11 protein-coding genes are annotated in these 11,507 nt (G+C 36.3%); all 11 read left to right on the forward strand.

Features of this window, described 5'->3' with window-relative positions; all coding sequences use genetic code 11:
* The 11 genes from SK086_RS10300 to SK086_RS10350 all read left to right on the forward strand — a co-directional run bounded on the left by SK086_RS10300 (position 1) and on the right by SK086_RS10350 (position 11,507).
* Complete coding sequence (locus SK086_RS10300) at positions 1 to 696, forward strand: acylneuraminate cytidylyltransferase family protein (protein WP_324691503.1); 696 nt, start codon at positions 1 to 3, stop codon at positions 694 to 696.
* Positions 629 to 1,564 (forward strand): FkbM family methyltransferase, encoded by a 936-nt coding sequence (locus tag SK086_RS10305; RefSeq protein ID WP_324691505.1) that lies wholly within the window; start codon positions 629 to 631, stop codon positions 1,562 to 1,564. Before SK086_RS10300 ends, SK086_RS10305 begins: the two co-directional genes overlap by 68 nt.
* A gap of 86 nt (positions 1,565 to 1,650) precedes the next feature.
* The gene (locus SK086_RS10310; protein ID WP_324691507.1) at positions 1,651 to 2,574 is read left to right on the forward strand and encodes a polysaccharide deacetylase family protein; all 924 of its coding nucleotides are present in this window, start codon (positions 1,651 to 1,653) and stop codon (positions 2,572 to 2,574) included.
* The gene (locus tag SK086_RS10315; RefSeq protein WP_324691509.1) at positions 2,574 to 3,416 is read left to right on the forward strand and encodes a GNAT family N-acetyltransferase; all 843 of its coding nucleotides are present in this window, start codon (positions 2,574 to 2,576) and stop codon (positions 3,414 to 3,416) included. The genes SK086_RS10310 and SK086_RS10315 overlap by 1 nt, the downstream gene beginning before the upstream one ends.
* Positions 3,416 to 4,825: a glycosyltransferase family protein gene (locus tag SK086_RS10320; RefSeq protein ID WP_324691510.1), complete on the forward strand. Its 1,410-nt coding sequence runs from the start codon at positions 3,416 to 3,418 to the stop codon at positions 4,823 to 4,825. Before SK086_RS10315 ends, SK086_RS10320 begins: the two co-directional genes overlap by 1 nt.
* Positions 4,819 to 5,370, forward strand: coding sequence for a serine O-acetyltransferase (locus tag SK086_RS10325; protein WP_324691511.1), 552 nt, complete (start codon positions 4,819 to 4,821; stop codon positions 5,368 to 5,370). The genes SK086_RS10320 and SK086_RS10325 overlap by 7 nt, the downstream gene beginning before the upstream one ends.
* Before the next feature lie 13 nt (positions 5,371 to 5,383).
* Positions 5,384 to 6,535 (forward strand): glycosyltransferase family 4 protein, encoded by a 1,152-nt coding sequence (locus tag SK086_RS10330; protein WP_324691513.1) that lies wholly within the window; start codon positions 5,384 to 5,386, stop codon positions 6,533 to 6,535.
* Between the two features lie 230 nt (positions 6,536 to 6,765).
* Positions 6,766 to 8,310, forward strand: coding sequence for a glycosyltransferase family 2 protein (locus SK086_RS10335; RefSeq protein ID WP_324691515.1), 1,545 nt, complete (start codon positions 6,766 to 6,768; stop codon positions 8,308 to 8,310).
* Position 8,311: 1 nt separating this feature from the next.
* Positions 8,312 to 9,313 (forward strand): glycosyltransferase family 2 protein, encoded by a 1,002-nt coding sequence (locus SK086_RS10340; RefSeq protein ID WP_324691516.1) that lies wholly within the window; start codon positions 8,312 to 8,314, stop codon positions 9,311 to 9,313.
* 5 nt (positions 9,314 to 9,318) lie between these two features.
* Complete coding sequence (locus SK086_RS10345) at positions 9,319 to 10,437, forward strand: glycosyltransferase (protein WP_324691518.1); 1,119 nt, start codon at positions 9,319 to 9,321, stop codon at positions 10,435 to 10,437.
* Complete coding sequence (locus tag SK086_RS10350; protein ID WP_324691520.1) at positions 10,434 to 11,507, forward strand: glycosyltransferase; 1,074 nt, start codon at positions 10,434 to 10,436, stop codon at positions 11,505 to 11,507. The genes SK086_RS10345 and SK086_RS10350 overlap by 4 nt, the downstream gene beginning before the upstream one ends.

Below are 11,507 nucleotides of genomic sequence, written 5' to 3' on the forward strand. Positions count from 1 at the left end.
ATGAAAATTTTAGCCATTATTCCGGCAAGAGGCGGTTCAAAAGGTGTGCCCAGAAAGAATATTAAACTGTTGGGCAATATTCCTTTGTTAGAATATACGATTAATGCAGCTAAGGCTTCGGTCGGACTTTCAGAAATTGTTGTCTCTACAGAAGATACAGAAATAGCCATAGCCGCTGAAGTTTGTGGTTATAAACCACCATTTATGCGTCCGGCTGAATTGTCTCAAGATGATACAGCTTCCATCGCGGTAGTGCAGCACGCTATCGATTTTTATGAGCGACAAGCGGTTTTTTTTGATGCGGTTTGTTTGCTGCAACCTACAACACCTTTCAGAGCTAAGGGTTTTATAGATCAAGCCATTCTTAAGTTCACAGCTTCTGGAGCAGACAGTTTGGTTAGTGTGTTGCCCATTCCCCACGAATATAACCCTCACTGGGCTTTTGAAGAAGACCAAAACGGGTTGCTGAAAGTGGCTACAGGAGAGCAAAATATTATACCAAGGCGACAAGAATTACCCAAAGCATTTCATCGTGATGGGTCGATTTATCTTGCCAAAACTTCGGTAGCTAAAGCAGGAAGTTTTTTTGGAAATTCTATTGCTTATATCGAAAGTGATCCTCTTTTGCATGTTAATATTGATACTATGCAGGATTGGGAAAAAGCGGAGCGTATGGTACATAAATTTAATGGATAACCTCATGCAGAAAATTTTGAATTTACATCGTTTGGATGCCGGTAGTAGAAAAAAAGTATTGCAATACTTTTTCAAAAGAGTTATTCGTTCAAAAACTACGGCTTCCGAAAGACTTATCAATGATTATTATGCTCACTTGATTCGTTATGGCGGTATACTGCAATCGGAAAGTGACCATTCTTTTGTGTCTCATTATCCAAAACTGGGCGTTACTTTAAAAACCAGAAAAAGGCCTTCCAGTGATTTAGAGGTTTTTAGCCAGATTTACAAGTATTTAGAATACGAACCTTTGGTAAAAATTTTTAAAGATAATTTTCCTGAAAGTCATTCTTTAAAAATTATTGATGCCGGGAGTAATATAGGATTGACTACTGTTTTTTTGTCAAAGTTTTTTCCGGATTCTGAATTTATAGCAGTAGAGCCGGATCCCGACAATTTTAATGTAATGTCAACCAATTTCGATTTGAACAAAATCAATACAGTGCAAAAAATCAAGGGAGGAGTTTGGAGTCGCAATTCATTTTTAAAAATTATCAAAGATTTTCGCGACAAAAAGCACTGGTCAATCAGGGTTGATGAGACTCAAGAGCCAACAGATTTGGAGGCTTTTGCTATAAACAGCCTTATTGAAAAGTATGGTTGGGATCAAATTGATATTCTTAAAATTGATATTGAAGGCTCAGAAAAAGAGTTGTTTACTGGGGAAAATAGCGATCTGAGTTTTTTAAAAATCACGAAATGTCTCGCCATAGAGATTCATGATGAGTTTGATTGCAGAGATGAAATTTACACCATACTGCATGAAAATGGCTTTAAGTTTATTAATTCCGGTGAACTGACAATAGCTGTCAATCAAACGCTGCTTTAGAAGCAACTTAATATTTCAAGCGCATTAAGTTTTACTCGCAGGAAAAACCAAAATACACCAAGAAATTATTCAATTGAAATTTTAATATGCTTACAGTTTGCAATTTTCATTACATCAGACGCGATTTTAATAAACCCTATCCCAGCATTTTTGGTGTAACTCCGGACGAGTTTGACTATCAAATTAAAGAGTTGAAAAAAATGGGTCGTTTTATTACTATTGATGAACTGACCACTGATATTGATACTGTTTTAGCAGACAAACGTCATCATTTGCTGGTAACATTTGATGATGGTTTAAAAGAGCAATTCGAGTTGGCTTTACCTATACTTGAACAACATCGTACGGAAGCTTTATTCTTTATCAATTCCATGAATTTTATAGACAATAAAGTTTCAATGGTACATAAAATTCATATGGTTCGTTCAGAGGTTAGTCCCAATGAAATTTTAAAAGAAATCAATAAAATTCCCAATTCTCAGCAAAACGAGTTAACCCCGGCCGAGTTTTCAAAAGCCGTAGCGCATTATCGTTATGATGACCAATCGACTGCCTGCCTGAAGTATCTGTTAAATTTTAAATTGCCAAAAAGTTCCTTGGACATAGTAATCAATGCCTTATTTCAACGTAATTTTGAGGAGGAGTCGGTAGCCGATACTCTTTACATGAGTAACGATCAGTTGCGTTATTTGGCAGAAAGGAATATGTTGGGTAACCATACGCATAGTCACTTTGCTTTAGGGCTTTTGCCTAAGCCTGAAATCGAAGAAGAAATTCTAAAAACAAAATCCTTTATCCAAAGTTTTAAAAAAAATGATAATTTAGCCATTAGTTACCCTTATGGAAGTGCGGAAGCCTGTGGATGGCCGGTTCCTGAAATGGCTAAACAAACGGGGCACAAAATAGGCTTTAGTATGGAAAGGGGTAGCAATGATATAACCGCTGATAAATTACTCCTAAAGCGATATAGTTCGAATGATTTGCCCGGCGGTAAAAACTATTCAAGTTAATGATAACAAGAGAAGCAACAATAGAGGATTGGGATGCACTTTTATACTTTTTTAAAAAAGTGTACAGGGCAAATCATCCTTTACACAATAAAGCGTTTTGGATTTGGCAATATGGCGACAAGCAATACGGTCGTTCCTTTATCTGCGTTAATGAAAAAGGGAACATTGTAGGGCATGTTGGTGCCAATTTTGGCGGCAATGTTGCTTGGATTATTAATGTTTACCTCGATGAAGAATGTAGGGGGAAAGGCATATTAGGTAAGCTATATGCTTTAGCCAGACAGTATTATCCATTGGCAGCAACAGCCGCCAACAAAGCAGGCTTAGGATTATATCAGAATATGCGTTGGATAAGGTATTATGATTTAGTTAGGTTTGTAAAAATCAATCCGAAGATAAGCAATCCAACCCTAGCTGAGGTTTGTGTTTCTACTACTATCGATACATCTCATTTATCGTACAATAAGACACATTATTTTCAGCAACCTGGATTAAAAGGGATTCAATTGCTAGAAGGTTCAACAGCTGTTAGTCAGCCTGAAGTATCCGGTTTGCGTATGGTTGATATCAACAACATACAAGAGGCTGCCCAAGAAGCTTGGGATTTGGGATTTAATTGGATAGATTATATCACTTCCTGGAACGATTTAAAAACAAGACAGCTCGAAAATTTAGGATGGCAAATTGATAGCCAAACAGTAGTGCCATGGCGTTTAAACCCTGTAGTAAAGGATTATTTTTGTAACATCTCCTTTCTTTCGGAAAATCCGTTAGATAATAATTTTATTGTTCACCGATCCTATTCAGATCACGGAAGAATAGGAAGTTTACCTATCGAATAATGGCAAAAAACAAAGTATTTTTATTATTGTTAGATGGGGTTGGATTGAGAAATTTTGCCTACTCTAATTTTATTGCAGAAGGAGAGAAAAAAAATAATGATGTTGTTTTTTGGAACAAGACACACTTTCCGGTTGAGAGTTTGGGTTTTAAAGAATTGAAAATTGAAAATCAAAAAATACATCCTGTAACCGATACCTTGAAAAAGGCCAAAAAAGATGTCAATCTCAATGTGTTTATCCAAAGAACCGGGGATAAAGTATATAATTCATACAAATTCAAGTTTTCTTACAAAACCTTAAATGCCGCAGTTAAAAGTATGCTGGCGAGATTGTTGATTTTTACTTTGTCCAGCGAGAGAGGATTGCAATTATTAGACAAGTACATCAATTATTTCGAAAGAAAAACAAAGTACTATACACATTGTCAAGCTGTTCTACAATCCGAAAAGCCAAGTGTAGTATTTTGCACTTCACAAAGACACGTTCAATCAATAGCACCATTGCTGGCGGCAAAAGATTTGGGAATACCTACGGTATCATTTATTTTTTCGTGGGATAATTTGCCTAAAGCAACCATGGTGGTTGAGACAGATTATTATTTGGTTTGGAGCGAACATATGAAAGCAGAGTTGTTGTATTATCATCCAAATATCAAAGAAAATCAGATACTGGTTACCGGTACACCTCAGTTTGAAATTCATTTTGAAAAGGAAAGTTTACTCTCAAGAGAAGCTTTTTTTGAAGCGCATGCTTTAGATAAAAATAAAAAATACATTTGTTTTTCCGGAGACGATGTCACAACTAGTCCCGATGATCCCAAATATCTTGAAGATTTAGCATTGGCGATTACAAGATTGAATAAAAAGAATCATAATTTGGGTATTGTCTTTAGGAGATGCCCGGTTGATTTTTCTTCTCGATATGATGCAGTATTGGCACGATACAAAGACATCATAGTTGCTATTGATCCTATTTGGAAGCCGTTTTCATCTCATTGGAATACAATTCTACCCACAAAAGAAGATGGCGTACTTTTCAGTAATATCGCAGAGCATTGTGAAATGGTTGTGAATTTAGGTTCTACAACACTTTTTGATTTTGTATCTCACAATAAACCATGCGGCTATTTCAGATACAATCAATTCGAGCAAAATAATCCCAAATGGGATATCTTCAGATGTTATAAATTTGTTCATTTTCGTTCAATGCATTCTGCTGAATCTGTAATTTGGTTAGACGGTCCGGCAGACATCGACAGTAAAATTGAAAACGTCATCAACAATCAGCACAACATCAATAACGACAGTGCGAAAAAGTGGTTTGAAAAGATTAACCAACATCCGGTTGATAAAGCTTCGGAACGCATCTGGGAAAGTATCGAAAAGATAACAAATGGAAGTTTATGTTAAAGAGTATTCTTTTAGCCGATTTTAAACGGTATAACCGCCACAGTTTGTCTATCAGAACGTTATGTAATGTTTTTGTTGTACAGCCTATTCCGGGTTTGAAGTACATGACGATTTTCAGATTGGTACAACATTACAGAACTCGAAACAGATTTTTATTTTATTTCTTTTTTTTGTGGCTAAGAAGACTCAAAGTCAAGTATGGCTTTGATATATCATACAGAACACAAATCGGAAAAGGGTTTTACATTGGTCATTTCGGGAATGTTGTAATTCACGGCGATAGTATAATAGGTGAGAATTGTAATATCTCTCAAGGAATTACAATCGGAGTTAGTAATTATGGAAAAAAGAAAGGAGTACCAACAATTGGTAATCGTGTTTTTTTGGGACCTAACGCTTGTGTTTTTGGTAATATTACTATAGGTGATAATGTAGTAATTGGGGCTAACTCGGTGGTGACAGACACTGTTCCTGCCGGGAAAACAGTACTGCCTTCCGGTGTTTCAATCATCGATAAGGATTTGTCGGAATATTATATTCAATAATGATTGATTTTTAATGAAGATAGCTTTTTTGACACCCGAATTTCCGCACCCTAAAATGGGAGCTTCCGGAGGAATTGGAACCAGTATTTTCAATTTGTCCAAAGGCTTAATGTCAATAGGGCATGAGGTTGTTTTGCTGGTTTATGGTCAGAAAGAAGACGAATATTTTACCGAGGAAGGTATTCATTACTATCGCATTAAGAATGTAAAGTTAAAAGGGTTTTCAAGGGTGCTGACCCAAAAAAAAATACAAAGAAAAATCAATTATTTGGTCAAAACCATAGGAATCGATGTAGTAGAAGCTCCAGATTGGACCGGAATAACAGCAGGCATAAGACCTGATTGCCCAGTGGTGGTACGATTGCATGGTTCGGACACTTATTTTTGTCATTTAGACAATAGACCCGTCAAGATGATTACTAAAACGAGAGAACGTTTGGCTTTAAAAAATGCCGATGGTTTGCTGTCAGTAAGCCAATATACAGCCAATGTAACCAAGGAACTGTTTTCCTTAAACAAGGATTTCACAATTATTCCGAATGGGATAGATTTGAATCATTTTAACGCTGATCTCTCCGGTACTACAGACCAAAATACAATTTTATACTTTGGGACTTTAATCAGAAAAAAAGGCTTGCTCGAATTGCCTTTAATTTTTAACCAAGTTTACAAAGAAAACCAGCAAGCAAAGTTAATTCTCATTGGGCGTGATACCTCTGATATACTTACCGGAAATCCATCGGTATGGTCTATGATGCAGCCTTTATTTAATCAAAAGGCTTTTCAAAACGTATCCTATTTGGGAAGTGTGTCATACGAAGATATGAAGGAGCACATTAGCCGGGCTTCTGTCTGTGTTTTTCCGACTTTCGCTGAAGCTTTGCCGGTTTCATGGATAGAATCAATGGCCGTTCAAAAGGCAGTTGTGGCTTCAAATATAGGTTGGGCTTCAGAAATTATCACGGATGGTCAAGATGGTTTTTTAGTTCATCCCCATGATCATCAAGTTTTCGCTCAAAAAATAGTCACACTCCTGAGTAATGAAAAGCTCAGAAATCAGTTTGGTGAGGCCGCCCGAAAGAAAGTTGAGCAAAAGTTTAGTCTTCAAGTTGTAGCAGCCCAGAGTGTAGATTATTACAAGCAATTACTTCCCAGAAAAGCGTAAAGCTACCGCTTAATATTCTACCTGAGCTATTTCAATGAAATGATAGCTTCTGTTATCCTTGAACCGGTTTTTAAGTTGGATAAGAGCGGAAAACAACAAAATGTATTTCGAATTATTTTATCGGGACTTGTATAATTCACTGCTTTATTATAAAAGTGTGAACAAGAATAGCTAAAGGGTAAATAGTAAGATACAAAATCGTTATTTTTGCTTTCCAAATAAAAAAACTAATGGGAGTTCAATTGAAGGAATACATTTCAAAATCGGGAGAAACAATTCTCTATATCGGCCATCCTAATCTGAGTTTTTTAGATGAATTGGCTGACGGATTTGGTGATGTTTGGCACAGCTCTTTAGACCAAGGATTTAAAAATATCTTTCCGGAAATAGTGTACCAAACAACAACTTTGTTCTGGTATGTGAGAGATTTAGAGCATCTTGACTTATGTGTCAATTGGCGAATCAATCCTCATCAGTTTGCTGTTAGAAAATCAGTTTGGGACACGCTGCAAGGTTTTGATGAAGATTTTCAAAATCCAATCATGCAAGCCTTAGATTTTGGCTATAATGTTTTAAGGAATAATGGCGGTGTTGTATTGTATGCAAAAGGGCTTTTTGACGCAGTTCAAGAGCAAAATCTTTCCATAACAACAAAAGATCGTTATGCCTTTTTTATTAAAAATTTTAAGATTGATCATTCCTTTTTTATGGTTTACCGAAAAGGATTATGGAATCTTAAAGAGTGGAATGCCTTGTTTTTTGCAAAGCGAAAGTACAAACAAAAAAAATCGGATGCATTAGTCACTGCCAGGCCTCTAAAAGAATTAGCAGGTTCTCCGACAGTAAGTTATATCATTCCAACTATGATGCGTCAGGACTATACTTTACAATTGCTGGCCGACTTACAAAATCAAACTTACCAACCCACTCAAGTGGTAGTGGTTGATGCTACACCCGAAGGACAAAGAGACGAAAGTTTATACAATCCCGCTAATTACAATTTTGAGTTGATTGTGCAATGGCAAACAACGAAAGGGAGTTGTAGGGCCCGAAACGAAGCTATTGACCTTTGTACCGGTGAGTTTATCGTTTTTGGAGATGATGACATCAGAATCCCTACAAATTTTATCGAAAATCATTTGAGATATTTGCAAACTTATAAAGCCGATGCCTGTAATGGTTTGGATATTAGGGCGGATCATCAGCAACAAACATTAGATGATTTGTATAAAAAATTAGACAACTACGGCAAATTCAGATACAAGTGCGGAGCTGCTCCTCATTTAAATAATGCCAATAATTGTGTAAAAAGAGAATTTGTTAACGCCATTGTGGGGAATGATATCAACTTTGACGGTGGTTATGGAGAAGATAACGATTTTGGTTTTTCATTAACCAAGATAGGAGTTGTGGTGCTCCAAAACCCTTTCTCTACCAATTTGCATTTAAAACCACCACAAGGAGGCTATCGCTTTTGGGGTAATCAGGCAAAGATTACCGGTAAAAAAAGAAAAAACCAACCTTGGGAATTAGATACTCCTGTGAAGCGAATTCGCCCGGTTCCGAGTCCTACTGTCATGTATCTTTTTCACAAACATTACGGCGAGAGCTTAGTGAATGAATACCGTCATAAGTATTTTTTCTTGTATTTATTTAAGGGACCTAAGTGGCGAATTCCCTTTAAAATTTTCAATTTACCTTACCGTTATTTACAGTTTAATAAATCGGTTTTTTATGCCAAGAAATTAATGGCTTTGGGAAAAAGAACAAAATAGTATGAAGTTCACTCTAATCATATGTACCTATATGCGCCCTAAACCATTGCTTCAATTGTTGCAATCGGTAGAAAAGCAAACTCTGTATCCCGATTGTATATTAATTGTTGATGGCTCAAGAGATGAACAGACCAAAGCCTTATTCGATCAATATTCTTTTCGAAATCTTCAATATTTCTTAGTTTCCGAAAATGACAGGGGATTGACCAAACAGCGCAATTATGGTGTTAAAAGAGTTGATGAGTCTACAGAGATTGTTTGTTTTTTAGATGACGACACTGTATTAGAAGTAACTTATTTTGAAGAGCTCATCAGTACGTATCACAAATATCCTGAGGCTTTAGGAGTGGGAGGTTACATTAACAATGAAGTAAACTGGACAAAAGTAGAAGACCATGATAAACCAACTATAAAGGAGTTCTTTTTTGATGGTTGGAAGCGGAAAGACGGAACCAGATTTGTGTTGCGAAAGCGATTAGGATTGGATTCAGATCAGTCTCCCGGGTTTTTGCCCGAGTTTTCAAACGGACGTAGTATTGGGTTTTTACCTCCTTCAGGTAAGATTTATGAGGTAGAACAATTGATGGGTGGTGTTTCATCATTTAAGAAGACGGTTTTCAACGAGTTTAATTTTTCAACTTTTTTTGAAGGTTATGGTTTATACGAAGATGCTGATTTCACCTTGAGAGTATCAAAAGTTGGAAAACTTTATATCAATACAAAAGCACAACTCGGACATTACCACAATCATTCCGGAAGACCAAATCAGTACCAGTATGGTAAAATGGTGGTGAGAAACGGATGGTATGTTTGGCGGGTAAAATTTCCAAAACCTTCCATCAAAGCCCGTTTGAAATGGAATGCGATAGTGTTATTGTTAACAGTTGTCAGATTCAGCAATATCTTTACTACTTCTAAGCGAAACGAAGCTGCTACTGAGTTTTTAGGGCGTATGGTGGGTTGGTTTGGGCTGCTGATCAGAAAACCCAAAATTCAAATTTAATTCAGATGACTTTTTGCATCATAACACACGTCATTCATGGCCGTGATAACGAACAATTTTTTGCCTATTCACCTTATGTGAAAGAAATGAATGTGTGGATTAAACATGTTGATAAAGTAATTATTGTTGCGCCACTCAAACATTTAGAAAAGAATAAAATTCACTTAGCTTATCGGCATCCCAACATAGAGTTTAGAGCAGTACCTGATTTTAATTTAAACGGCTTGAAAGCTACCCTAAGAAGTTTGTTTTTACTGCCTAAGTTGCTATGGATGATATATAGGGCAATGTCGGTTTCACAACACATTCATCTTCGTTGTCCCGGAAACATGGGGTTGCTGGGTTGTATTGTTCAACTTTTTTTTCCAAGTACAATCAAGACCGCCAAGTATGCAGGCAATTGGGATCCTCAATCGAAGCAACCCTTTTCTTATCGGCTTCAAAAAAGAATTTTAAGTCACCCTTTTTGGACCCGAAGAATGCAGGTGTTAGTCTATGGAGACTGGCCTAATAGCACCAAAAATATCAAGCCTTTCTTTACTGCCAGCTATTTTGAAAGTGATAAATCAGCAGTAACGCCGCGGAATCTTGAAAGTGCTGTAGATTTCCTTTTTGTAGGTACTTTGGCTCCCGGAAAACAACCAATTTATGCACTACAACTTATAGAAAAGTTGAAAGCTAAGGGATTTGATGTCAGACTTACTTTATACGGAGAAGGGGTAGAGCGATCGAACTTGGAGAAGTATATTGAGCAGAATCAATTGGATAGTTTTGTATTCTTAAAAGGAAATCAAGAGCAAAGTACCATTAAAGAGGCTTATCGGAATAGTCATTTTGTGATACTTCCATCTAAGAGCGAAGGTTGGCCCAAAGTTATTGCAGAAGGTATGTTTTGGGGTTGTTTACCGGTTTCAACCGCTGTTTCATGTGTGCCTTCGATGCTGAATTTTGGAAAAAGAGGGGTTTTATTAACCGGTGTAATTGAAGATGATATTAAAATGTTAATGACTGTTTTAAATGATAATGAAGAATACAGTAATAAAGTTTCAAAAGCTGTAAATTGGTCCCGTATATATACCTTAGATTTATTTGAGGCTGAAATTCAAAAGTTACTTGTTCCATGAGAATACTCCAAATAATTGATTCCCTCGATGTTGGTGGTGCCGAGAAAATGGCCGTTAATTATGCTAATTCTTTGGCTGAAAAGGTTGAATTTTCCGGTTTGATTACCACTCGCAAAGAAGGTTATTTAAAAGTGCAATTGCAACCTAATGTAGGCTATTTGTTTTTAAATAGAAAAAGAATGGTTGATGTATCAGCCATTTTAAAACTGAGACGTTATTGTAAAAGTAACAAGATAGCGTATTTACAGCCTCATGGTTTTTCTTACTTTACAGCATTGCTGTTAAAGTTGGTTTACCCCAAAGTAAAAATTGTTTGGCACGATCACTATGGCTTAAGCGAATTTTTAAGTAAGCGTAAGTTGTTGTTTTTGAAGTTGGCTTCATTTTTTTTTCATGGTATAATTGCCGTGAACTTTAACTTAAAAAAATGGGCCGTTAAACGATTGCATTGCCAAAACGTCATCTATTTGCCCAACTACACTACTATTGACAACAGTGTAAAAAAGGAAACAATCTTAAAAGGACATGAAGGTAAAAGGGTGCTTTGTTTGGCTAATTTGAGACATCAAAAGAATCACTTTATGTTGTTGGAGGTGGCCGAAAAAATGAAAAATATACACCCAGATTGGACATTCCATCTCGTAGGTAATGATTTGAATGATGAGTATTCAAGAAAAATTAAGCAAATAATTGAGGAAAAACATTTAACACAGAATGTGTTTATTTACGGAACCAAGAACGATACCTTACATATTATAGAGCAATCAGATATAACTGTTTTAACCTCAAATTCCGAGGGATTACCGGTAGCTCTAATTGAATACGGATTGTTAAGTAAGCCAACAATAACAACAAATGTTGGAGAAATACCATTGATAATAACCAATTCGGTAAACGGTTACGTGGTTCCCATTAAGGATTCCGAAGCTTTTTTTCAAAAGCTTTTAACCTTAGTTAATGATGAAGCGTTACGAATGAAAATGGGACAAAATTTAAATGCCACCATCAAAGAACAAAATTCTGAAGAGGCGGTTTTACAACAGTACATGAATTGGATAGTAAACTTGTAA

The organism is Flavobacterium cheonhonense (genome assembly GCF_035671315.1).
Classification (GTDB): domain Bacteria; phylum Bacteroidota; class Bacteroidia; order Flavobacteriales; family Flavobacteriaceae; genus Flavobacterium; species Flavobacterium cheonhonense.